The 23,393-nt window shown below is 41.7% G+C and carries 29 protein-coding genes and 2 pseudogenes; 9 read left to right on the forward strand and 22 right to left on the reverse strand.

Annotated features, from left to right (window positions below):
• Positions 1-28: 28 nt before the first annotated feature.
• The 6 genes and pseudogenes from B5Y67_RS26045 to B5Y67_RS20745 form a co-directional block, all read right to left on the reverse strand.
• Positions 29-103: a topoisomerase DNA-binding C4 zinc finger domain-containing protein gene (locus B5Y67_RS26045; protein ID WP_242976080.1), complete on the reverse strand. Its 75-nt coding sequence runs from the start codon at positions 101-103 to the stop codon at positions 29-31.
• Positions 104-418: 315 nt separating this feature from the next.
• Positions 419-613, reverse strand: a pseudogene (locus B5Y67_RS26050) (nuclease-related domain-containing protein); the annotation flags it as partial.
• Positions 610-759 (reverse strand): hypothetical protein, encoded by a 150-nt coding sequence (locus B5Y67_RS26055; protein WP_242976059.1) that lies wholly within the window; start codon positions 757-759, stop codon positions 610-612. The gene B5Y67_RS26055 and the pseudogene B5Y67_RS26050, both read right to left, overlap by 4 nt.
• A 105-nt stretch (positions 760-864) precedes the next feature.
• A complete protein-coding gene (locus tag B5Y67_RS20735; protein WP_088228284.1) occupies positions 865-3,129 on the reverse strand; it encodes a DEAD/DEAH box helicase family protein in 2,265 nt (754 codons plus the stop codon).
• 14 nt (positions 3,130-3,143) lie between these two features.
• A complete protein-coding gene (locus tag B5Y67_RS20740; protein ID WP_088228285.1) occupies positions 3,144-4,229 on the reverse strand; it encodes a DUF429 domain-containing protein in 1,086 nt (361 codons plus the stop codon).
• A gap of 195 nt (positions 4,230-4,424) precedes the next feature.
• The gene (locus tag B5Y67_RS20745) at positions 4,425-4,736 is read right to left on the reverse strand and encodes a helix-turn-helix transcriptional regulator (protein WP_088228286.1); all 312 of its coding nucleotides are present in this window, start codon (positions 4,734-4,736) and stop codon (positions 4,425-4,427) included.
• Between the two features lie 122 nt (positions 4,737-4,858).
• Here B5Y67_RS20745 and B5Y67_RS20750 point away from each other — a divergent pair, with 122 nt between their 5' ends.
• The 3 genes from B5Y67_RS20750 to B5Y67_RS20760 all read left to right on the forward strand — a co-directional run bounded on the left by B5Y67_RS20750 (position 4,859) and on the right by B5Y67_RS20760 (position 5,930).
• Positions 4,859-5,092 carry a helix-turn-helix transcriptional regulator gene (locus tag B5Y67_RS20750; RefSeq protein WP_088228287.1) on the forward strand — a complete coding sequence of 78 codons (234 nt, stop codon included), beginning with the start codon at positions 4,859-4,861 and terminating at the stop codon, positions 5,090-5,092.
• Positions 5,070-5,288: a hypothetical protein gene (locus tag B5Y67_RS20755; RefSeq protein WP_088228288.1), complete on the forward strand. Its 219-nt coding sequence runs from the start codon at positions 5,070-5,072 to the stop codon at positions 5,286-5,288. The genes B5Y67_RS20750 and B5Y67_RS20755 overlap by 23 nt, the downstream gene beginning before the upstream one ends.
• Positions 5,289-5,660: 372 nt before the next feature.
• A complete protein-coding gene (locus B5Y67_RS20760; RefSeq protein WP_088228289.1) occupies positions 5,661-5,930 on the forward strand; it encodes a type II toxin-antitoxin system RelB/DinJ family antitoxin in 270 nt (89 codons plus the stop codon).
• 111 nt (positions 5,931-6,041) lie between these two features.
• Here the strand turns inward: B5Y67_RS20760 and B5Y67_RS20765 are convergent, their stop codons facing one another.
• Positions 6,042-6,476, reverse strand: a complete 435-nt coding sequence (locus B5Y67_RS20765) for a HepT-like ribonuclease domain-containing protein (protein WP_088228290.1) — start codon at positions 6,474-6,476, stop codon at positions 6,042-6,044.
• On the reverse strand, positions 6,460-6,756 hold the full coding sequence (locus B5Y67_RS20770; RefSeq protein WP_088187057.1) for a nucleotidyltransferase domain-containing protein: 297 nt from the start codon (positions 6,754-6,756) through the stop codon (positions 6,460-6,462). Before B5Y67_RS20770 ends, B5Y67_RS20765 begins: the two co-directional genes overlap by 17 nt.
• 516 nt (positions 6,757-7,272) lie before the next feature.
• Here B5Y67_RS20770 and B5Y67_RS20775 point away from each other — a divergent pair.
• The gene (locus tag B5Y67_RS20775; RefSeq protein WP_242976060.1) at positions 7,273-7,686 is read left to right on the forward strand and encodes a hypothetical protein; all 414 of its coding nucleotides are present in this window, start codon (positions 7,273-7,275) and stop codon (positions 7,684-7,686) included.
• A 203-nt stretch (positions 7,687-7,889) separates the two neighbouring features.
• Here the strand turns inward: B5Y67_RS20775 and B5Y67_RS20780 are convergent, their stop codons facing one another.
• Together B5Y67_RS20780 and B5Y67_RS26060 are read right to left on the reverse strand one after the other, a co-directional pair.
• Positions 7,890-8,420 (reverse strand): (Fe-S)-binding protein, encoded by a 531-nt coding sequence (locus B5Y67_RS20780; protein ID WP_088228292.1) that lies wholly within the window; start codon positions 8,418-8,420, stop codon positions 7,890-7,892.
• A gap of 503 nt (positions 8,421-8,923) precedes the next feature.
• Positions 8,924-9,313, reverse strand: coding sequence for a helix-turn-helix transcriptional regulator (locus B5Y67_RS26060; protein ID WP_242976061.1), 390 nt, complete (start codon positions 9,311-9,313; stop codon positions 8,924-8,926).
• A 248-nt stretch (positions 9,314-9,561) separates the two neighbouring features.
• Between B5Y67_RS26060 and B5Y67_RS20800 the strand changes: the two genes are divergently transcribed.
• The gene (locus tag B5Y67_RS20800; protein WP_088228294.1) at positions 9,562-11,724 is read left to right on the forward strand and encodes a UvrD-helicase domain-containing protein; all 2,163 of its coding nucleotides are present in this window, start codon (positions 9,562-9,564) and stop codon (positions 11,722-11,724) included.
• Positions 11,725-11,727: 3 nt separating this feature from the next.
• Here the strand turns inward: B5Y67_RS20800 and B5Y67_RS20805 are convergent.
• The 8 genes and pseudogenes from B5Y67_RS20805 to B5Y67_RS20840 form a co-directional block, all read right to left on the reverse strand.
• Positions 11,728-11,982: pseudogene (locus B5Y67_RS20805) on the reverse strand (DUF364 domain-containing protein); the annotation flags it as partial.
• 37 nt (positions 11,983-12,019) lie between these two features.
• A complete protein-coding gene (locus B5Y67_RS20810; protein WP_088228295.1) occupies positions 12,020-13,417 on the reverse strand; it encodes a S26 family signal peptidase in 1,398 nt (465 codons plus the stop codon).
• Positions 13,401-14,372 (reverse strand): hypothetical protein, encoded by a 972-nt coding sequence (locus B5Y67_RS20815; protein ID WP_088228296.1) that lies wholly within the window; start codon positions 14,370-14,372, stop codon positions 13,401-13,403. Before B5Y67_RS20815 ends, B5Y67_RS20810 begins: the two co-directional genes overlap by 17 nt.
• A gap of 30 nt (positions 14,373-14,402) precedes the next feature.
• The gene (locus B5Y67_RS20820; protein ID WP_088228297.1) at positions 14,403-14,939 is read right to left on the reverse strand and encodes a signal peptidase I; all 537 of its coding nucleotides are present in this window, start codon (positions 14,937-14,939) and stop codon (positions 14,403-14,405) included.
• 164 nt (positions 14,940-15,103) lie between these two features.
• Positions 15,104-15,634, reverse strand: a complete 531-nt coding sequence (locus tag B5Y67_RS20825; protein ID WP_088228298.1) for a hypothetical protein — start codon at positions 15,632-15,634, stop codon at positions 15,104-15,106.
• 233 nt (positions 15,635-15,867) lie between these two features.
• On the reverse strand, positions 15,868-16,821 hold the full coding sequence (locus tag B5Y67_RS20830) for a cellulose binding domain-containing protein (RefSeq protein WP_088228299.1): 954 nt from the start codon (positions 16,819-16,821) through the stop codon (positions 15,868-15,870).
• A gap of 451 nt (positions 16,822-17,272) precedes the next feature.
• Complete coding sequence (locus B5Y67_RS20835) at positions 17,273-17,452, reverse strand: aspartyl-phosphate phosphatase Spo0E family protein (RefSeq protein ID WP_088228300.1); 180 nt, start codon at positions 17,450-17,452, stop codon at positions 17,273-17,275.
• Between the two features lie 185 nt (positions 17,453-17,637).
• Positions 17,638-17,838, reverse strand: a complete 201-nt coding sequence (locus tag B5Y67_RS20840; RefSeq protein ID WP_088228301.1) for a helix-turn-helix transcriptional regulator — start codon at positions 17,836-17,838, stop codon at positions 17,638-17,640.
• Between the two features lie 149 nt (positions 17,839-17,987).
• On the opposite strand from B5Y67_RS20840, the gene B5Y67_RS20845 reads away from it, so the two are divergent.
• Positions 17,988-18,563, forward strand: a complete 576-nt coding sequence (locus tag B5Y67_RS20845; protein ID WP_242976063.1) for a helix-turn-helix transcriptional regulator — start codon at positions 17,988-17,990, stop codon at positions 18,561-18,563.
• A 35-nt stretch (positions 18,564-18,598) separates the two neighbouring features.
• Here the strand turns inward: B5Y67_RS20845 and B5Y67_RS20850 are convergent, their stop codons facing one another.
• A complete protein-coding gene (locus tag B5Y67_RS20850; protein WP_088228302.1) occupies positions 18,599-18,946 on the reverse strand; it encodes a helix-turn-helix domain-containing protein in 348 nt (115 codons plus the stop codon).
• 113 nt (positions 18,947-19,059) lie between these two features.
• On the opposite strand from B5Y67_RS20850, the gene B5Y67_RS20855 reads away from it, so the two are divergent.
• Positions 19,060-19,452, forward strand: coding sequence for a pyridoxamine 5'-phosphate oxidase family protein (locus B5Y67_RS20855; RefSeq protein ID WP_088228303.1), 393 nt, complete (start codon positions 19,060-19,062; stop codon positions 19,450-19,452).
• A gap of 66 nt (positions 19,453-19,518) precedes the next feature.
• On the opposite strand, the gene B5Y67_RS20860 is transcribed toward B5Y67_RS20855, so the two are convergent.
• The 3 genes from B5Y67_RS20860 to B5Y67_RS20870 form a co-directional block, all read right to left on the reverse strand.
• The gene (locus B5Y67_RS20860; protein ID WP_348982313.1) at positions 19,519-20,133 is read right to left on the reverse strand and encodes a PaaI family thioesterase; all 615 of its coding nucleotides are present in this window, start codon (positions 20,131-20,133) and stop codon (positions 19,519-19,521) included.
• Between the two features lie 142 nt (positions 20,134-20,275).
• A complete protein-coding gene (locus B5Y67_RS20865) occupies positions 20,276-20,599 on the reverse strand; it encodes a thioredoxin family protein (protein WP_088228304.1) in 324 nt (107 codons plus the stop codon).
• A gap of 259 nt (positions 20,600-20,858) precedes the next feature.
• Positions 20,859-21,734 carry a LysR family transcriptional regulator gene (locus B5Y67_RS20870; RefSeq protein ID WP_088228305.1) on the reverse strand — a complete coding sequence of 292 codons (876 nt, stop codon included), beginning with the start codon at positions 21,732-21,734 and terminating at the stop codon, positions 20,859-20,861.
• A 123-nt stretch (positions 21,735-21,857) separates the two neighbouring features.
• On the opposite strand from B5Y67_RS20870, the gene B5Y67_RS20875 reads away from it, so the two are divergent.
• Together B5Y67_RS20875 and B5Y67_RS20880 are read left to right on the forward strand one after the other, a co-directional pair.
• The gene (locus tag B5Y67_RS20875) at positions 21,858-22,769 is read left to right on the forward strand and encodes a DMT family transporter (protein ID WP_088228306.1); all 912 of its coding nucleotides are present in this window, start codon (positions 21,858-21,860) and stop codon (positions 22,767-22,769) included.
• The gene (locus B5Y67_RS20880) at positions 22,732-23,334 is read left to right on the forward strand and encodes a lactate utilization protein (protein ID WP_088228307.1); all 603 of its coding nucleotides are present in this window, start codon (positions 22,732-22,734) and stop codon (positions 23,332-23,334) included. The genes B5Y67_RS20875 and B5Y67_RS20880 overlap by 38 nt, the downstream gene beginning before the upstream one ends.
• Positions 23,335-23,393: the final 59 nt, after the last annotated feature.

Raw genomic sequence — 23,393 nt, forward strand, 5'->3', positions numbered from 1 at the left:
CCATTTCACCGAAATCAAGATTCATCACCTAGTTGCTAATTGTAAACCTACACTTCGGATAATTCTTACACCCTGTAAAATCTCCATATTTACCCTTTCTCATAATTAACTCCCCACCACATTTTGGACAAATATTAGCGCTTACTTGGTTCGCCACGTCAGCTTTCTTTTTATGTATTCCTTCGACATGCTGGGTTCTGACTTCCTTATCTCTTACATTTAGAGCCAACAATTTCGAATATATCTCTTCCTTTTGCTGCTCAGTAATGGTTTCCGCTGTAAACTCTTTTATCGTTTTAAGCAACTTTACTGTATATATAACCCTGGTATTTGTCTTAATCTTTAAATCAGCATTTATTGAAAAGACGATAATTGGCACGTAATTCAACTCTGGGTATTCTTGCAAATTCTGCTTTAGAGCCTGAATATGCCCATAGTTTTGTCTTATCGGATTAAAGAGCTTCTCCTTCCGCTTGTAAATTACTTGTGTCCAATACTCCCCGTACTCATCTCCCAAAATCTAGCCCTTATAGTTCTTTGTATCTATTACAAAAATCCCGTAATTTGACACGACTACATGATCTATCTGGGACGTCTTCCCATCAGCTCTCACATTAGATCATGATCTAACCTCATCAGGAACGACGCTATTGTTTTCTCGCCAACGATTCCTTTGATTTTGGCCTTATACAATCGATAAATAAAAACTACTAAAACTAAAAGCCACAAATACCATAGCTCCACGAAAGTCTTTATCATTTGAGCGTCCTCCCCCCTCTTTCCCTCTCGGCATAAAGCCTATAATCGTCTTCGAACTCTATAGCCTCTTCCTAAGGTACGGCGAAAAGAACTCTAGTCAGGCTTCTAAACCCGCTTCCTATAATACTCCTCCAACTTCTCATCACACCGCCCAACAATCCAGTCCTTCTCCTTCTCCTTCTGAGTCAGCCTCTTCCAAACATGCCGATTAAACTCCACATACTCAATATCCCTGCACCGGCTCATAAAGCGCATATCCTCAAACCGCTTAAAGGGATTGCTAAAGATATTTCTCTCAACGTCCTTTCGGGTATATCCGTCTTTAGAGTACAGACTGGATTTCTTCTCAACCACCAGCCCATTCTCTTTTCTAGCCCTATAAAAATCCATGAAGTAATTAACCATGTCCTCGACCCTAACTCTTCCCCTATCGTCAACATGCTCAAGCATGGCCTTGAGCAATACCGGCTTATAGGAAAAACTCATATCCATCGTCCTGACCATGTCCATAAACTTATCTTTCATATTGGCAGGATTGATCAGCTCCCAGCCGTACTGTTTAGCATAGCTCTCCACGCTTGCTTCCTTAAAATACTTAAAGCTCCTTTTATCCCCGAAGGGTACCTCTAAATCAGGGGTTATCTTTCCTTCCCGCAGGTACCGTTCAATGGTTTCAGTTTGCACATCCACCAACCTCACGAACTCTAGCTGTGATATCATCCCTTTCACTTCATCCTGCCAGTTAAAGAGATCAATCAACTCATAATCCGCCGCATTCACCGGGAAATCCAGAAAGACAGACGGTTTTTCTCCTCTGGCGATTAAATCTCTGTCCAGCTCAAACTGCTTCTGGGAAGCAACAACGTACTCTCCCGCCCTATATTCCTTCAGGTTAAACATCCTGTGCAGGGAGTAAGGCATGTTAAACAAGCCGGCATTATCAATAAAATCAAAGACCATCAGGTAGTTCTTACCCACGCACTTGCGCATCCCCCGGCCCAGCTGCTGAACATATAGTGTCTTGGAAAGCGTCGGCCTGGCCATGAACAAAACTTCTGTTTTCGGACTGTCCCATCCCTCGTTTAAGAGATCACAGGCACATAAAACTTGGATATCCCTATTTTCATAACGATCTAAAATCTCCGCCCTTTCTCTGGATTTCATGGAACCGGAAACAGCCTCGCAATGAATTCCCTTTTCTTTGAACAAGGCAGAAATCTCCTGAGCGTGGCGTACGGAGGCACAGAATACCACAGTTTTCTTATCCCTAACATAGTTGAGATAGGTTTCTGCAATAAGCTTATTTCTTTCCGGCACAAAGAGCTTGCTTTCTAAGTCCTGGGCGTAATATTTAATGCCGTTGATTCTCACCGTGGAAAGATCCACATTGGTCTTGACCCGGATACACCTGATGGGAACAAGTTCCCCTAATTCCACGGCTTGCTGCAAATCCAGCTTATGGGCCACATTTTTAAAGTCCTCCAGGATACTCTCGCCATCAGCTCTGTCCGGGGTAGCCGTGAGACCCAGAGTAAATTCAGGTTTGAAATAACTCAAAACCTTCCTATAAGTATCTGCTGTTCCATGATGACATTCATCGACGATGATATAGCCAAAGTCATCGGGTTTGAACCCTTCCAGATTTCTGGCCACACTCTGAATGCTGCTGCAGACAACATAAGCGTCTGCAGCCTTTTCTTCAGCCACATAAAGACCAGTCTCAGCCTGATCCCAAAGTTCTGCGAAGGTGTCTTTGGCCTGGGTGATTAGTTCCTTGGTATGAGCCAAAAACAGGGTTCGTTTCCCCAGACGTTTGGCATCACTGACTGCGGTCACAGTTTTTCCGGTTCCCGTAGCATGATAAAGCAGAGCGATACTCTCCCCTTTGTCGCGCATGGCCTGCAGGCTGTCTAAAGCTGCTTGCTGATGCTCCCGCAGTTCTATGACCTTGCCCTTCTGCTTAGGCAGATAATCCTCCAGCATTCTAAAAGCGGGCATTTCTCCCACAAAAATCCGCAGTTCGTCCTTGACCTTTTCAGGATGATGCTTCAGCTGGTTGTAAACCCAGCGGTAAACCTTCCAGTTCTGATAGATCAGGCTGTTTTGCTTGGTAAGGTCATCATAATATTTATTAGAAGAAACCTTGTTGGGATTATGATAGGTTTCACCGTCAATCTCGATGGCGATTTTTAAGTCTTCGCTTTCCAGAGCAAAATCAATGGAGCGTCTATGTCCATAAATATCTGTGACCGGATACTGAAGAAATAGATACTCCGCTTGATCCGGACCAAAGGTATCACAGAACAGCTCGATAAAGAGATCTTCGGCGATGCTGCCCAGGCTTCCCTTCTGCTTGATCTTTTCTGTCAATTTCCTTCAACCTCTCAGTCGTCCCTAACTTCTTTGAGCAGGAGCCTATCCCGGAAAGCGCCTCTCTTCTCAACCTTTTGCTTCCTGATACTCTCAAATTCCTGCCGGGAAACCCCTTGATAATCCAGGATGGCGTAGACCACTTCCACTAAATCCGCCAGTTCTTCAACCTCTTGGCTATCCAGATACTCCTGAAGTTCTTCACCTAACTTGGCGTTTAATAAGCCCAGGTACTCTGGTCCCGGAACCTTTGCGATCATGGCTTTCTTGCCGCTGTCTTCGATAATCTGGGGGATCTTGTCCCGAATCAATTTGTTGTAGATTTTTATCCTTTCTGATTTGCCGTCACGGACATCCTTATCATCTATTACAGGAATGGTAATAAAGCCATCCCGGTCATCGCCGACCACCTTTCCCTTATGCCTGGCCAGCCAATAGGCGGCGTAAGCACATAAAAAAGCATCCAGCCTGTCTTCAAGGTTCTTATACTCCTTCTTAGACATAGCCTGAATGCTCGGTGAATGATTAAAGAAATCTTCGATATTGTGGACGGGAGGATTAAAGTCCCCCAGCCTTTGCAAAAGGCTGACCATCCGCCCCATTTCTGTCTTGGTTGTTTCAAAGGCAATCTTATATTTGATTTTATATTTAACTGGAAAAGCGTCGGGAAAAAGGCCTAATGTTATGCCCGTGGGAAAGGTTTCGATAATCACATGCTTTTCATTGCTTAAGCCGCCTGTGAGGGCAAAAGCCGGCATCCGTTTTCGAATGGCTTTGACCACTTCTTCTCCCCTGACTGCCCCGAAGTGTTTGAGCATAAAGCGTCTGCTGCAGGTGAAAACGGACAGATTTTTGCCATGAATTTTTTCTCTCATAATGGCACTGTCACAGTACCGGGCACCTGTTTCGTTATTCACGATTAAAGGAGCATCAATCCCTACGATGGCTCCCTCCTGAGCATATTCTGCAACGATGTCCGCAATCATTTCATCGCTGAAAACCTTAGACTCACAATAGATGATTTCCCCATTGTCAGCGATCACACAAATTCCCGATTCATTGGCATAGGTCCAGGCTAAGTCAATTCCGATATAACGCATTTATTTACCCCCAAAAGCCCTTAGCTTTAAGTCACTCTTCAATCGATTCTGGTCTTTTGGACAACATTTATCATATAGTTTCTTTTTCGCCGAACTTCCTGCTTTTCCTCCCATTAATCACGGAATATTTCAACAACATAAAGGGACGCCAGTCATATTTGACTGCGCCCCTTTATGTTGTTACTTCAGAGAAAATCAATCCTTACTCATAGACTCCAGTAACTTCTGAAGACGGTCGATTTGTTCCGGTGAAAGTTTTCTGGCCGTTTCTACCAAACGACGAAGTTCCGGCTCCAGCTGCGGGCGCTCTTCGGCGAAAAATTCTGTGAGGGTAATATTGAGAGCCAAACAGATCTTTTCAATGGTGACAGCATTGGGTGATTTCTTTCCGGCCTCTATATCGCTAATCGTAGTTTGACCGATTTCCGCAATACCGGCCAAATCCTTTTGACTTAATTTATTCTTCTTTCGTAATTCCAAAAATTTAGCGCCATAATTGATTCCCATTCTTTCACTCCCTATCGCTAAAGCAATTATAGCAAATAAAAAAGCTGTCCCATAGCACGCTAAAGCGGTTGTAAAAAACCGTTAAAGCAATTATAATTATTGTCAAAAGGAAGTATGCCTTTATGCAAAATCTTTTCAATCTCCGAACCAAACAAAAATTTTCTCAAGCTGAGCTTTCCAGACGCTCAAAGGTTTCCCAAACCTATATTTCTGAACTGGAAGCCAACAAGAAGCAGCCGACCTATCCCATCCTTAAGAAACTCGCTGCCGCCCTCGGTGTTAGTATTTCCGAACTCATCGAAGAACAATCCCCCAAACAGCGGGAGGAAAACAATGGGCAGACAAGAACTTACTGATTTTGAGATCGGCTATAAGTACGTGCGCAAACGTTATTCCGTTTTTTCCAAACGCAGCTACCGGGATTTATGGGCACTGGGAATCGCTTATCTGCAGACAAGAGGGTCTAATGCCGAGCTGTCCAGAGGCATGGGTTTCTATTTCCTGGAGTTAGGCATTAAAATCCGCCTCGCTGAGATGATCCCGGACAATTAGAAAACCCGGCTGCACCCACACACGAAGACATTGTCTTCACACATACTAGCCTTCTTGCAGACAATGTCTTCGCAGGAACTAGCCCTTCTTGCAGACAATGCGCCTTCTCCTTTAGCTTCCCTTAGTTCCAGACAATGTAGTTGTACATATGAAGGTAACAACCTCAAATAAAAATGCCTATTCCAAATTGGACTTTGCCATCCAATCTAGAATAGGCATAACTTCTGTTGTTTTAAATTGGTCTGCGTTGTTCATTAATTCCGCAGTTTTATGGAATTATAGATTTGTAATGACATCGTAAAGCAAATCGGCAAATTTTTTAAATAACTGCATATAATACTATATAATCAAGGTATCGAAAGGAGTGGTATTGTGGCTAATACAACTAACTTAAATATTCGTGTGGATGAGGAATTAAAACGCAAGGCTGAGGCCATATTCGCCGAGCTAGGGCTTAATATGTCCACAGCTATAAATATTTTCCTGCGTTATTCCGTTCGCTACGGCGGCATTCCTTTTGACCTCCGCATTGAACAACCAAATGCAGAAACCTTAGCTGCTATCGATGATATCAATAACAATCGCAATATGAGCAAAGCCTTTAACAGCATCAGTACTTTTATTGATGATCTGAATGCTTAGAATCAGGTACCCTTTAGTATCCCTAAAACTTATGCTTTCTGACAGTATAAAAAAACTGACATTGTCAGTTTTCCGAATTCCTTGAAATTATGGCAGCACTTCCGTACTTATTTAATCAAACTTAATATGCCGATAATAGAAACTCTTCTTAGCGGCCTCATATTCCTCTGTATCGAAACTACCCTTATCCAGTTCTATCCCCACAATATTCATAATCGTACCTCTAAGCATTTTGAGATCATTTGTGATGATATCAAACACCATAAAAGTATCAATATTAATATAGTCATGAACTACCCGATTCCTGAAGCTTTTTATCAACGGCCAATCCACATCCGAATATATCTGTTTAAGCTCTTTGCTGATTTTTCCAACATTCTCACCGATGTTCGTCAAAAGATTCAGAGTGGCGTTGAAATTCATCTGCTCGTTCTTTTCGAAGAAGTCCTCAGCATTGGCACAATCTGCGAAATACAGTATGATTTTCTCGATGCACTCAAGTATATTAAGCAGATACATGAGGTCGTTCTTAATGCTCGGTAACATAGATAATCTCCTTTCTTGCTCTATGCAGCACTATGGGATTGGCATACCTTTCAATTACAATATCTATGTGCTTATTTGTAAGTTTTTGGAGCTCATCTCTAAACACTGACAATGATCGGTAATCAACATTGTCTTCAATGAGGATATCTATGTCATTAGACATTTCTCCTCTTGCCATAGAACCGAATACTCCCAATTTGCTCAATTTGAATTTCTTAAATAGATTATTTCGAAGCATAATACTTTCCAATTCAGATATCTGATGATTTTGCCCAGGCATTCAGATCACACCTTCTTGTCATTATCTAAGACTTTTTTGTTTAATACCTTTGGCTAATTAAAAAACTTAACTATTAACTTGGCATTTTTCCGTCTCCAATTATTGGTATCCCCAGCATAGCATGCGGAATTTATCCCGTCAATGTGCTTTTCTTGGTGTTAAAATATGCTATGGCTGGAGATAAATTCTCGTAAGTTACGCTGAAAACTTTAAAAAAATCTGTAAATATCTCAGGAAATCTAGTCGGATTTCCTGACTTTAATGTAATTATGCCCTACTATTTCCATATGCTAAAACAGATAATTGACTCGAACAGAGGTGTACTAAGAGCAGTGAGTCAGGGATCGACTAAACTGGGGTCCTCTGTCTTGCGGAATCTCTTCATAGGCAACAACCCAAGAGTCCAGATGATGAACCCGGGTTGTTATTTTTTCTCAGAATGCATATTGTGTACGCTATGTACGTAATATACAATAGGAAGTGAAAAGCATGGTTCCGAAAAAGGAGGGTGTAATTATGCAAGAAGTTATTAATGCCACCGATGTCAGGAAAGATTGGGGACGTTTTATTGATAATGTTGTGCGTTTAAAGCCCTCTTTGGTAAAACGGAACAGAGACTATCTTGCAGCTATGTCTCTAGAGCATTTGGAAGTTGTTTTAACACCATATAGGTTCACTCTTGAATATGAAAAAGAAGCCGACGGCAGTTTAAGTGGCTCTCTGAAAGAGCTGGATATCATAGCTAATGCTGCAAGTTTGGGGGCGTTAAAAACAGAGCTTACTAAAGAACTGATTGAATATGCCCAAGAATATATGGATGAGTTCGATAAATATTATGGGGCTCCCAACAGAAAGGTTCATTTCCCTTATGTTATGCGGGTGCTGATACAGAAAGATGAGGATGCCGTAAGAGGTTTGCTTGATGCCTAACTGGAGAGAATTAAAGCGATTTTGTGAACGGGATGGATGGGAGCTGTACAAAGATACAGATCATTATTTTTATTGGAAAATAAAGGATTATGGAAGCTTGAAAACTAGATTAAGTATTTCAAAACAAAACTAAAAGGGCACCAATCAGTCAATAGATCTGCTTGGCGCCCTTTCAAGCTACTTGTCGTTTCAAGTGTCCCTTATTACTCTTGCGATACCAGTTTCAAAAAGTCATCCTCTAGCATATACGGACAAGATGATATTTTAAAATCATTTCTTAAAGCAACAGCAAAGGCCATGCAGGTTAGAAAACCACATTTCTTGCAGTTTGTCCTTGGCAGGAGTTTATAGATATCCATCGCAGCAGGTAGTGGCCTATTGCCCTCAAATTTCGGCTGAATCTCGTTTCTTCGATTCCAAACATCGTTGACGATATTAATAATTTTGCAAGTAAACTCTTTTGCTTCCTCCCTATCCGAGATAGGGGTAATTCCAATTTCTTTGGGCCTGAATGCATATATCTTTTCTATCTTTTCTTTTCCACCAGGCGACCAAAGCAAGATCCTGCTCTGGTGATTATAATCGACAAGTCCCTTCAGGTCGGCATTTAGATATGGGAAGACTTCGCTAATGTCATTCGCCATGGCAATGAAGACACGATACCAGTTCGCCCCAGGATGACATCCCGGTGATGACAACTTCATTTCGTATTCTCGAATCAATTTTATTGACATTAAGGCCACCTCTAATCTTCATATTAGCGTATTCAAAAACGAATAGGCTACATTTCTCAATATCGCGCAAATGCAAATTTTTATTTTGCCTTAAAAGTTCTCTACGTTTAAATTAGTTTAACCGTTAAATAATACTCTTCAAGCGTTCTGCATTTTTCCGAATATTCCTTCTAATCTTACATTAAAATTATATCCTTCTCCGCCAAAAACAAAAGCAGACAATCCATACATGGAGTTTTTTGAGCAATCTACTAAAGATACAAATTTGACAAGGCTTAGAATTACTCTGCCCCCCCTTGCTGATACCTTCCCTCCCAAGAATTATAGTAATGACACCACCAGCATAGGCCTCGCGCCGAAGGGCGCGAGGCCTATGCTTTTAAGGGAGTAAGATTACACTAAATCTTACTCCCTTATATTCGTAGAGCTTCGTAACGGTCAGAAACCGAGTTCAATTTATAATTCAAACTAATAATAGCAAATTAAAGCGTTAACCTAAATAACTACTTAAACATTAGAAGTTGGCTCGGATCGACGTCAAGGGATTTAGCGATTCTGTAAATGGCAATAACAGATAAACCATAGACAGACGTACTTTCAAGATGGCTAATGGCAGCATAACTCAACTCCAATTTTTCGGCCAGCTCACTCTGACTAAGACCTCGCTGCTTCCGAAGAAATTGAATTTTAAAACCTATATTCTTCAAAAATTGATTCTCATCTTCATCATCAAATTTCATCCCCAAGGATATGACCAAGCTTCTTCTCAAATCTGAAAATACTTCTTCGTGCGTATAGCGCACATTGGTAGATCTTGCTTCCAATTCTGCTTCTTTAAATTTATAGTAAATTTCATTTTCGAATAGCTTTCGTTCGTAGGCTTCAATGCTCATTACAGCCCATATCACCATAACCATTTTTAGCAAAAATACTGGCTCTGATGTTTATACCCATTTGATTATCCCCTTCTAAGTTGGCAAAACTACTTCAAGCAAAGGTTTAAGTTATAGATGGTTCTTGCAAAGTAATGTATAATAAAAATAACAAACGCATGTTCGATAGGCAAGCTTAATTTTGTATGCTTGCACCGGTTAAACAAACGTATGCATGAATTTAGTTGAAGAAAGTGGTGACGAACAGGATGAGTGACATCTTGGCGGGACTTAATGAACAGCAGCGACAGGCAGTAACTGCCACGGAAGGCTTCATACGCGTGATTGCGGGTGCGGGGTCAGGTAAAACCCGCGCGCTGTCGCATCGTTTTGCCTATCTTGTCAATGAGATTGGCATTATGCCGTCCAACATCCTCTGTGTCACATTTACCAATAAATCCGCTCAGGAGATGAAGCATCGCATCCGCCTGCTCTGCGGCGACAACGATACCGGCTATATCAGCACGTTCCACAGCTTCTGTGTAACAGTTTTGCAGGAGGACATCAACGCTGTCCACTATCCGAAAAGCTTTCTTGTTCTTGATAATTCTGATATCAACGACATGCTGAAGATCATTTATGAAGAACGGGGCCTCACCTTGCGGCATATGACCTTCTCTAAGGCGAGAGACATGATCGAAATCCGCAAGCTGTTTAAAGATCCGGAGTACTACAAATTTATGGTTTCTCTTTCCCTTGAAGAGCTGTACCTCAAGTATCAGAATGCCGTGGAAGCGGAGGACATTATTTTCTGGGGATACCTGTATCAGGAAAAGAAATGTTTCGGACTCGACTACAACGACCTGATTAAATATGTACTCTACATCTTCAGTGTGGACGCTGCGATCCGGCTGAAGTGGCAGCAGCGGCTGGAATACATCATGATTGACGAGTATCAGGATATTGACGAACTGCAGTACCGGCTGATGAAGGTGCTGTGTGATTATCACAAAAACCTTTTTATCGTAGGCGATCCGGATCAGACGATCTACACCTGGCGCGGTGCCCGGCTCAAATATCTGCTGGACTTTGACCAGGAATTCCCCCAGGTCCGCACCATCATGATGATGGAGAATTATCGCTCAACACCGCAGATTCTCGCTGCAGCGAATTCTTTAATTAGAAACAATAAAAAACGCATCGACAAGGTCTTGCTTCCTACGCTGCCGGACGGGGTTCCGGTTGTTTACCATCATGCCAAAACAGCGGAGGCGGAGGCCCGCTGGGTCGCGCTGCAAATCCAGGAGCTGCTTGCTCAGGGCGTAAAACTAAGCGACATGACAATCCTCTATCGCGCCCATTTCATCTCCCGGACGCTGGAGGAGGTATTTCTGAAAGAAAAACTTCCCTACACGATCTATAGCGGCGTACAATTTTTTGGCCGGATGGAGATCAAAGATACTCTCGCTTATCTCCGGCTCATTCTCTATAAGGACGATCTGTCCTTCCTGCGGGTTGCTAACGTGCCAAAACGCAATATCGGCGTGCGGCGCATGAAATTTTTGCAAGATTATGCCGTCCAAAATCAATGTTCCCTTTACAACGCTCTCGAAAGAACGATTGACCAGGAAATTTTCAAGGGCACGAAGGCCAAGGGTTTTCTCAATTTAATCGAGCATTTTTTCACAGGTTATCAGACGATGCCGATTTCCGACTTGTTAAATTCGCTCCTTGACCAAAGCGGCTATGAGGCAATGCTCCGGACGGAAGGAAGTCAGGAGCGGCTGGACAATTTGGCAGAGCTCAAACAATCGGTTTATGAATACGAGACCACAAGCGGAGAGGAAAACACCTTAGAAAACTATTTGTCTCATATAGGGCTGCTCACAAATACCGATATAGCTTCCAACAAAAATACGGTTAAACTGATGACCGTACATACGGCGAAGGGCCTGGAGTTTCCCTATGTGTTCCTTTGCGGTCTTGGGGAAGGCGTGTTTCCCTCAAAAAAGACCAAGACGCTTGAAGCCATGGAAGAAGAACGGCGGCTTGCCTTTGTCGCTTTCACCCGTGCGGAAAAAGCTTTGTACCTGACGGATGCGGAGGGACGGAACTTGGACGGTTCCTATCGCTATCCGTCCCGTTTCATTTTCAATGTAGCCAAGGATCTGCTGGTTTACACGGCAGAACTTGATGAAGGTCTGGTCAAGGAATCAAATTGGCATATCACCAGCAGCGAGAAGTTAATAGAAGCGAAGTCTTCAGAGTTTCCTTTCCGACCCGGCGACCGTATCGTGCACGACATCATGGGTGCCGGCGAAGTCATTGATATCAACCGTGACAAAGCTGCCTACTTAATTAAGTTCGACGGCCTTGGAACGGTGAGGAATATAAGCCTGAGAGCCAAAATCAAAGCGGAAAACGGCAGATAAGGAAGTTAGATAGGCATAATCCGCTTCGGGCAGCAGATATTCAGAGTCCGGCATAGGGTAGTCTCCCTCTAACGGTTCCCATTCGATGATGGAAAAATCGCAGACCGGTTCCAGCAGATTCTCCAAGTATGGAAAATGGCCGACCACCACAACCTTTTTCCCCTTGCCTTTATTCTGGGACATAATAAAGGGATCATAGCGCCGGACATCCGAAAATTCCACGCCATTGGCTCTGGCCACCTGAGGATTGTTATAATAACACCTTCAAAGTATTTGGTTGCCACATTCCTGCCCATTACGTATTCTCTTTACTAAAATACTTATAAATTTGCCCCTGATAAAAGATCAGAACGGCTGGAACCAGCAAGAATAGAATCCTGCCCACAATAGTATTGGCGAAGAGAATCAGTGCTCCCAACCAGCGGTTCCTGCCGCAATATAGTCCATGGACCGCCTGTCGTGTGACGGTTTTCTTCATGGCTCCTATTTGGGACATAGGGGGGTAATTGTCGATATCCACGGTTAGTGGATTTCCTGCCTTGATAACCCGTTCTACAAAGAGCACATTATTTTCTTCAAAAAGGATGATTTGTCCTTTCACAATCGGGTACTGGACATCGACTTTCTGAAAATAGGCCAGATCATTGATCATAATCTCCGGTTCCATAGTACTGGTACTAAAGACAAAAGGGATCACTCCACGTATGGTGACCTCTTGACCTGGGGTGGAAGAATTAATCAGGATAATGAAGACATTGAAGGCCAGGGCGGCACAAATAAAAGCAATCAGGAATAAAGTAGTCACCGTATCGACAATTCTGCCGCGCCATCCTTCTTTCACCTTGCCGCTAATCAATTTCTGCCTGCCCGTTCTGGAATCGATTTCCACCAAATTTACACCTGCCGGAATGATAGCTGAGTCGGAAGGAAGATTATAATACTTAGCCAGATTTTTGCCCCGCAACAAACATATCAGCCCGCAGACCAGCATAGCCGCCGCCTCGACCGGCCAATACAATGAAAGCTTCAGATCGAACAGGATAAAAATATTCTGCATTAATACACGATTAGAAATAATTGCATACTGTCCCAACGTTATTTTCATCACGAAAATAATCACAGCAGTTAAGAAGGTCCAATATCGGCCGTTAATTACTGTCTTGGCGTAAAGTGAAAACGTCATAGAAAGGATTGTCATGAGGAGCAGGTCTCCGACCCCCACCAGGTAGAGGGTTGGCAGATAAGCGGCTATGAAGGTGTATTTCAGAAAAAAAGTGAGGATTATCGTAACCGCAAAACCAACGGTATAAATTAGCAGTACAGAATACATTAAAGCGGCAAACTTGGAAACAAGCATGCTCATTGGCCGATAGCCCATTTGAATCAGAAGATACCAGGAGTTTTTTCTGATCTCTGAGAAAAAAAGATAATCGTAGTAGACAATGAAATAGATAATGTTAAAAACGACTGCTATGTGAATATAAAGGTAAACTGTGGAAAAGTAACTGGCTTGCATGATTTCGGGAACGACATCAGAAAGTACGCTTTTCTGTAATGTTTGAAACACAAAGTAAAGGGCAAATGAAACAAGACCCAAAAACAAAGCCGAGGTCATTTTTCGATTTGTGCTGATTTTATTTCCCATGTAGGCTTGGCGAAGTTCTTTTTTGAAATAGCTATTCTTGTAAATCATGCTGCCGTATAAGCTCCTCATAGGCATTTTGCACTGTTTTAGAATTAATCTCTATAGAATCTGGTGTAAAGCCGGACTCTATGATTTTTTTATAAATAATACCATGGTCACTGACTTCTGAAGTTTTGCGGCTGATCATCAGACTGCCGCCTTTAACGTCCAGCTCATAACCTGGAAGCAGCAGGGTAAGTTTTTCTTTCATTGACTCAACGGCTTTATCCCGGATAATCACTTCCACCTTGTCAAAGCTCAAACGAAAATTCTCAACGGTGCCGCTGTAGATTAATAGTCCATTCTTCGTTATTGCCGTATGCGAACAGGCCTTCTCGATCAGAAGGCAGTTCTGTGTGGCGAGGATTAAGGTTTTTCTTTTCTCCTTAATAAAACTTGTCATTTTGGAGATTGCATCAATAAGCACTTCATCCCAAACGTATTTAGGAAGATTAAAGACGATCATCAAGCTGTCGGAGAAAGCAGCCGCAATTAAAGTAATGACGGCTTTTTCCTCTTTGGTCAGCATATAGTTGGGTGTCAAGGAAAGGTGGCCCAATCCGATTGCTATGATTAATTCAAAAATCTCTTCCTGCAGCTCCACCCGATTAATCTTAGATTTAGCGGCAGCGAACATCAAAAATTCCAGCACATTCATATTGTTATAAAGCATCTCAGAGCCCCCGATATAAAATACATGCTTGAGAATCACCCGTTTGAGCCTCATCATGCCACGCTCGATCAACACGCATTTTCCCTTGTCATAGGGTCTGATATTTGCCATAATTTCCAACAACAGCTTGATTTCAAACAGTGACGTCCCATTGATACCCCAGATTTCCGCACTTCTGATCAACAGGTTGATATCATCCAGCACCCGCCGGGGCTTCTCACCTCCGACCAAAAAATGTTCACTTGACGCGACACCTTCCATTACTACAATCTGCTCCGGAACATGTTCCATGTTTATTTCTCCCATTAAGTCTGCTTTATGTTAAAACGGTATTTTGGCAAAAAATACCCCGATCACCCGATTGGGCGTGAGCAGATCCTGATCCGGTGAATTTATCGGATTATCCCCCTTTGTGCGGTAAGCTTTACTGCCGTTGTTATTAATAACCTCTATAATCCGATGGGTAACAATAGCGTTGGATAAGGTTCTGAATGTCACGATTTGATTGACTTTAAGATTTCCCGGGTCTTTAGGTATGCGGCTGACAATCATTGTTCCAACTTCCAGCGTAGGCTCCATACTGCCGGACTCCACGGCAAAAACCTGAAAACCCAGGACATTAGGAATTCCTCCCCTGCCCTTGGTAATTTGGATGGAAATAATAGACCACACCAGAAGTAGACACAACGCTAAAAATGCCGCTCCACTCACTGTTTTCAAAGCCCTTCTTCCGTGGGGCAGCCGGCTCTCAGACGGGGCTTTTCCAGAAGATATTCCCGCCAGTTTTTCTTTTTCATGCAGGATTTCCTGGCGCATTGCTTCGATTTGTTCCTGGGTCGTATACCTTGTTGGTGTCATGGATTCACCTTCTTTTAGGGGAATAGTGCCCAGCTCAACGATTGATTTTCTTATTATGTCCTATGGCTATGTAAAAAATCAAAGCATCGCGCGTCGAAAACAGACAGGGCGCGAGAACTATACTAACTCTCGCGCCCTGTTGAAATATTAATAAATTATCTTATTTATTGCTGAGTCCCGGTAACAGACACCTTAACGTCTGTTCCATAATTTGCTCCCGCATAATTGATATCTGAGTTATTGTCGCCAGGCCAGTTCACTGATACCGTATAGGTTTTCTCTTGTCCGGTAGGGCTCAGCGCAAAGGCATCGTTAAATACAATTCTGCCACTTGAGTTAACTGTACCAACAGTATCACCGTCAGAGTTTTTGACAGTCACTACCAACGGGGCTATCACACTCTTACCCGCCTCTGCTTCAACATCCACAGCAAAATTCAGGCCCATGGCAGTCTCACTTATTACATCACCGTCATAGTTTTTAACGCTGAACTGCCAACTCGTTGTTTCAGACGGTGCTATTTTTACATCCTTCGTAAACGTATCTGTTCCGCCTTTTATTAAGGTAAATTCTTTGGCAACGACACTGCCTTCAGCAACATTATCGATCGTTGTCGTATACATAGCTAAGGTTCCGGCGACTATAGACGTGGACAGAACCAAGATAAGGGCGATAATTGTCAGTGCTTTTTTCATTAGATCATTTCTCCTCCAATTCCAATTGATTATTGATCAAATTCCGGCTCAGTGGTTATTTATCTTGTGCAAATCAGGGTAAATAGTTGTACCGAAACTGGTAACGCTCGTATAGTTGGAAAGAGTGCCCACGGTTAAAGAAACAAATGCTATGGCACACAAAACAAGAATTAAGAAAAGTTTTTTTCTCATTTTCCCTCCCTCATCTCATCCATATAATCCAGCCAGGATCCTTAGTTCAAGGATGCCTTGCCAAATTGACATGTTAAATCCACATTCGTAATATCGCTGATATTGCTTCCGCCAACACTAATACTTTGGATTGCCGCAGTACCCATACCCAGTGCCGGACCTCCAAAGGAAACGCTTTGTCCCGGCAAGATATCATCTGTCGCCTGATTGTTATAACCAGGGTTAAGGAATTGGTAGTTTCCCGGCGGCGAGGTGGACACTAATTTGGCATTACTCCAGACGCCGGTCAGGGTGTCCGTAGGAAGGTAGAAGCCAATGCTCCAATTGTTGATTGGCTGAGAGGTATTATTAGTGATTGTAACTTTATAATTATATTGATAAACACCGCTTTGTCCGTTTTGCCATGGAGTTGTCGTTTCATAGTGAACGCTGACCTGCTTCCCCTGGGATGGAGATGTACTAAAAGGAATCTGAGAAGCAACAGCATTAACATTGATCATCGTTCCATAATCACTGCCTGCATACTTTGCGTCAGAAGAACCATTATCCGGCCAATATATCTGCACAAAGTAGTCCTGCTCCTGCCCATTAACTGCAAGAGGAAATGATCCCAGAACATCAAAGGTGCCTACACCAGTCACACTGTTCAGCGCATTACCTTTCGAGTCTTTAACGGTAATTTCTAAAGGGGCTATTGCCTTTTTTCCTGACGAGGCTTGCACATTAAACGTAAGTTTGTAGTACATATCAGTTTCAGATACTGTATCACCCTCATAGTTTTTGACTTTGAACTGCCACTGAGTTGTCTCAGACGGCGCTATTTTCAATCCCTGCTGAAAGGTATCAGTACCTCCCCCTACAAAGATGAACTCTTTAGCAACGACACTGCCTTCAGCCAGGTTGTCAATGGAGACAGTATACATAGCCAATGTTCCTGCCACAATTGAACTTAGCATGACTAAAACCAAAGCTAAGATAAAAAGGATTTTTTTCATAGTTCACCTCAGTGAAATCAAGGTTATTGAGAATTATTTATAATTTTATTTGTTTTATTCTATTTTTTGTTGCTTCGCTATAATAGCATAGTAAAATATAGCGGTCAATTTGTAGATTAATCCAATTTCATTAATGGACATTGCATTATAGTTATTATTTATGCGGTTTTATTGCCAAATTATTTAAGTAAACTCATACAGTTTATTGTAAAAATAGGTCTATAAGTTTGTTTAACTTCACAAATACAAACACTAGTTAAATATTAGCAAAAAAGCATCTCATAAACAGATGCTTATCATTGATATATTCAGTTTGAAATAACAGATAATATAATTTAATGTTTCTCATAAACCAGAAATAGGTTCAGCAGAGTTTAGACTGTTGAACCTATTTCTAGTTGTAAATTTTCTCTTACCCAGTGTCTGTTCAGATGTTGTTCAGCGGCTATTATTAAACATTTGTTGGTACCGCTTTTTCCATCAGCAGCTCTTGATACCTGTTTAATACTTTATCCAACTCCTGACTTGCAGTTACAACTACCGCATCTGTATAAGCCCTTCCCTCTTTTGTATTAATCAGGTTCAAGCGTAATTCTTCAATTTGCTTTATTAATTCGTCGATCTCAGACATACTATCCTCCGTTAATTTTTATTTGGGGATTAGTGCGCCCAAAAAATCAAGTCCCCGGCAATTCCGAGGACTCTATATTATATATTTTTTTACGTTCTTCATCACTAACTCCAGTTCAACCTATCCCCTTATTCAGATGAGATTTTAGTTTAATACTATGAGAACCTTACTTTGATACATAATTCTTATGATTTATAAAAAATAGTCCAATCAAACATTAAAACGCTGCTAAGTCTTTTCGCAGTTTTGACACCAGGGTTTTTGTTGCCTGACTCTATTTCTGCATAATATGATCTACTTATTCCTGCTTTATTTGCAACTTGCTGCTGTGTTAAATTCCCCCGATATTTTATCAGCCACAGCCTCGTCTTGCCAAATTCAGCCACAATTCCCCCCCTTTATCCCGTTGCATAACGCGACTTAAATTTATCTTAATAATACAGTCGCGATTCGCGACTGTCAATGTTTTTGTTGAGATTCGCGACACTTATTTTAAATGTCGCTTATTGCGACTATACTATAGAGGAGAGGAGGTATGCTTGAAGTGTTAGGAAAAAGGCTGCTATATCTAAGAAATAAGATTAAACTCACACAAGAGGAGCTGGCAAAAATACTTTGTATGTCCCGAAGTACGTATGCCCAATATGAAGTAGACAGACGTAAACCTGATTATGATACTCTGCAAAGAATTGCGGATTATTTTAAGGTCTCTACCGATTTCTTATTAGGACGGACAGAACATTCTGTCCTTGAAGAAAATAATTTTCCCAGCAGACTAAAGATGATACGTGAACTAAATGGTATCTCCCTAAACCAATTAGCCGAAAATCTTAACATACCTCCAACCGACATATCCCAATTTGAAACAGGCGAAAAATACCCCACCCCCTCTACTTTGAACATCTTGGCAGAAAGCCTGAATTGTTCTGTTGACTTTCTTCTCGGGCGAATCACTGACCCAAGACCTTATTTACTTGAAAGCCAGCAAGATTACAGTACTTTAGCCGCCCACCGTTCAGACGACCCCCTGGATGATCTGCCCGAAGAAGCGAAAAAATCGCTTGCAGAATTCACAGAATTCATTCTTAACAAATACCGTAAAGACAATTAGGGGTCAAGAGATTTGACCTTTATAATCTAAAGGTATTAAATTTGTAAATTCTTGTCCTTCAAGGTTTTGATATATTCGTTACCCCAAATTGCTAATTCAGCTAACACTTTTTTAAACTTTATGCCTATATCAGTTAAAGAATATTCAACCTTCGGTGGGACTTGCGGATAAATCTTTCTTTCGATCAATCCATTCTCTTCCAAAGTGCGCAACTGCTTCGTCAGCGTTGACTGGGTTAAATCAGGCAACTGCCGCTGCAATTCTCCAAAACGCATGGTCCTTTTACCGAGATGGTAAAGAATAAGCATTGACCATTTACCCGAAAGAACCTTCTGTGCTGTTGTATAAGGACATTTCCCAAATAAATCCTTCTCTGTCTCCATAATCTCCTCCCAATAGTATCTTTTCGAATACTATATATCATAAACAGTCGTACTTGCCATTTCAAGACTTTTATTATAAATTTATTGTAATGAATTTTGAAAGGGGATAACTTATGCAAGAAGTTTTGGATTTTCTGAAAAAGTGCCAGACTTATTACTTAGCAACCCTGGATGGAGATCAGCCACGGGTTCGTCCCTTCGGAACTGCCAACATTTTTGAAGGTAAGCTTTATATTCAGACCGGTAAGGTAAAGGACGTTGCCAAACAAATCATGGCCCATCCCAAAATTGAAATTTGTGCTTTTAATGGCCAGGAATGGATTCGTATCCAAGCCCTTGCTGTAGAGGATGAACGTATTGAAGCAAAGCAAAGTATGCTTGACAGCTATCCTTCACTTCAATCCCGGTATTCCGCAACCGATGACAACACACTGGTACTATATTTGAAAGATGCCGTAGCTACGATTGCTTCCTTTGCAGGTGAACCCAAAATCATTAAATTTTAACTGCTGATTTAAGAGCCTGGAACTTCGACAAGCCACCGTTTTCTGTGAACGGTGGCTTGCTTGTTGTTAGATCTCTATTTCACTGGGGTCATTATCTGAGGACACAACTTGCCATTCCTGTTCATCTTCGTTAAAGTCTGCTATTTTCTCGATTGGCATTTTCATGTACTTACCCCAAGCTGTAGCAGCAATATCCCCGTTACGCAATACTATTTCTCCGGTCCCTTCGAACAATCGTTTTGAATCCTTCGTAATTCTGCCCACGACCCGTAATTCTTCATCTAAAGGAATAGGCTTTTTATATTTTAAATTTAATTCAACGGTAACTCCCCAAATCGTATCATCCTGGATCATGATTGCTCTGCCAATCGTTTCATCCAGGATTGCTCCGGCAATTCCGCCGTGCAGCCTTCCCGGATAACTTTGGTGTTCTTCAAGGGGAGTAAATATAGCGACAACTTCACTATTGTCGGTTTCATAAAAAGAAGCTTTTAATCCAATATCATTCTTTAAGCCACAGACTAAGCACTTTCTACTATTTTGTTGTTTTTTTAGGACTTTCTGTTTCATAGTTCTCCCTCCATGGTTTACCATTTCCTCAATTATACCTCGTTTTGCAGCTCTGCTAAAACCACTTTCGGGGATTCTGTCATTTTTCGGATACAAATAGACGACATTCATTATACTATCTCCGGAAACTTATGGGAAATAAGCCCTTTTTCCGGTTCAAAACTATACATGCAGGTCCTAAAGAACCCGCATTGACTAAGCAGATGAGAATGTCTAATTGAATTTTAAGCCGGTTATGCTCGTGCAGGTAGTTTCAGGTAAAATGATTTAAGATTCTCTCTATATTCTGGAAATCAATAAATCTGCTTTCCCGCAGAATTTCCCGGCCTTCATGAACTATTAAAACTGTCGGCACTGTAAATACCAAGGCTTGCCCGGCTATTTCCCTCTGTTCATCAATAGATATCGTGACGACCTTAACCGGATACCCCGCAACGAGATCCATCAGCTTAGGAAAAACAGCCCTGCAGACATTACAAGTTTTCGAGGAAAAATAAAGAATCATCAATTCTTCTTCGGACTTTAACTGTTCGAGCTGGGCTTCTGTTTGAATTTGAACCACAGATTCAATGCTCATACTAATAACTCTCCCCCCTTTTCTACCATCGCTAAATGAGTCCTCACCACAGACTACTAGGACCAACCCTCTGAAAGAAAATATATCGACAAAGATATCCCTTCATTCAGTATTCCCTATTTCTCAAAAACAGGTCTCAAAAACAATATCTGATTAATCAGCCCCTAATCTTTCGGCTATTAGGGGCTGACCGTTTCCGCGCAATATTGCTCAAAGTACTTTATCTCTATTTGTAAGTTTACATGAGTATTTTATTCTCTTAATTGGTTGCGCCGTCAAACCTCTCTTTAGCAAGGGAAATAAACCTTTTAGCAGATGGAGAAATTGAACCCAGAGAGGGCACGGCAATGCCAATCATTACTTTTTGTGGTGGATCAAGCGGCTTAATCACAACTCTGCCATTCCACCCACCAGAGTTCAACCCATTGTTCAAGCTGATTCCCAGCCCTGCTTCTACCATACTGTATGTTGCCTGGTTATCGGTGGTTGAAAACCGAATATTGGGTTTGACATGATTTCTTCTAAATATCCTTGCATTATCCGTATCCTGATCCGGATATGTGTCAATATAAGGTTCAGATTCAAAAGCGCTAAGCGGAAAGCAATCCGCATCAGCGTTAGGATGATTCGGAGGCAGCCATGCAACGACCGGGTTTTCTTGTAATGGAATCCATACAAAATCCCCTTCACGCTGGCTAATAATGCAAAAATCCACATTGTGGTTCTCCATGGCAAGAGTGAGTTCGCTGCTGCTTCCTTCTATAATGTGAATTTTTATTTCCGGATAAGACTGAATAAAAGCCGAAATCAACTGAGTGAGCCAGGGATAGTATGTTCGATAAGATGTTCCTATACAAATTTCACCTAGTTCCACCCCTCGTATTTGACCACACATTTGAGAGTAGTGTTCCCCCCAATGGTTAAGTTCGCGAAAAATTGGGAGGAGTTTGTGACACTCAGCAGTAGGGACAATTCCACGGCGGCTGCGAACCAGAAGTGGAAATCCGGTTTCCTGCTCCAATGAAGCAATCATACGACTAATTCCCGAAGGCGTATACCCCAATTTCTCTGCTGCCTTCGATAAACTTCCATTTTCCAATATACATAGTAATGCCTTGCATTTTTCAGTGTCCATATTCTCCCTCGCTAATTGATGATTTGTCAAATATGAATTGACAAATTTTCGTTTTATTCAAATTTATATTGGTTATATACTATTGTCAAGAAAGTAAGGGAGGGATATGGCATTAGAAGTAGAGTGTTTTCAAGAAGGCAAGCAGAAATATTGCTTGCTCTCGTAATTTTAGCCAGGAGCACTTCTTATGTAATGACTAAAATCGGGCTTCATGATATGGGAACCTTTTCGCTTCTTGGAGTACGATTTCTGACAGCATTTCTTTTCCTGCTGCCATTTGCATGGAAGCGACTGAGCCATGTCTCAGGTAGAACATTGCTAAGAGGAATGTTGCTGGGAGCATCCTTCTTTGCAGTTATGGCCGCCGAAGTTTCATCGCTAAAGACAACGAATGCATCAACTACTGCATTTCTGGAGAATACCGCAATTATATTAGTTCCGTTATTTGAAGCAGCCCTGCACAAGAATTTTCCCAAATTCCCCATAATTATGAGTGCAATGATTTCCCTAAGCGGAGTAGCCTTGCTAACACTGGAAGGCGGTATGTTCTCTTTGTCGGCAGGAGAATGTTTAAGCCTATTGGCAGCAGTGTTTTATGCTTGTTCCATTATCTTGACTGATCGAATCAGCCGAAAAGATGATCCGCTGACTCTTGGGATTTTGCAGGTGGGATTTATGGGGATATACAGTATGATAGCTGCCTTTATATTCGAAACTCCGCAGTTACCTACAACCTTTTCTGAGTGGGAAATTATCCTTACCTTAGCCATCGTATGCAGTGGTTTTGGATTTACACTCCAGCCGCTTGCCCAGAGCGGTACAACTTCTGAACGTGCCGGATTGTTTTGTGCCCTTAGCCCTGCAGGTGCAGCAATCTTGGGGAATATATTCTTAAAAGAAAAATTAGGATTGGCAGGAATCTCGGGAACACTTCTGATTTTATTAGGAATGGTCTCAGTCAACATGATTAATTTATTTCAAAAGGAGAAGAGTAGCTATGAAGTACGAAAAAATAATTCAATCATTGACACATAACGGATATAAGGTTTCATTTTTTGAAGCTTCAGACGATGCAGCAAACTATGTTGTGGAAAACATAAGTGGAGTTACTGTTGGGTTTGGTGATTCTGCAACGCTTGCCTCAATTAATTTTGCAGAGCTATTATCAGAACATAATTCTGTTGTCGATCCGTCAAAATATTCCGGATTAGAATTTAACGAAATTGCCAAGAAAACACTTACAACCGATGTTTTTTTCACATCGGTGAATGGCGTAGCTGAAACTGGTGAGTTGGTGAACATAGATGGGACAGGGAATCGAATAGCCGGCTCGCTATTCGGACACAAAAAAGTTTTCTTTGTTTTTGGGACAAATAAAATTGAGCCTACTCTTGAGAAGGCCATATGGCGTGCTCGTAATATCGCAGCTCCACAAAACGCAAAACGTTTTGGCTATAAAACACCTTGTGCAGTCAAAGGGGATCGCTGCTATAATTGCTCAAGTCCTGATCGGATATGCAATACACTTAATATTCATCTAAAGAAGATGAAAGGTGTTGATGCTGAGATTATCATAATCGACGAAATTCTAGGGATGTAAAAGTGCGAAACGAAGTCTATCTTTCCGATTTTATCAAAATTACTCAATGAAGTACCCAA

The organism is Desulfosporosinus sp. FKB (genome assembly GCF_002196705.1).
Lineage (GTDB): Bacteria > Bacillota > Desulfitobacteriia > Desulfitobacteriales > Desulfitobacteriaceae > Desulfosporosinus.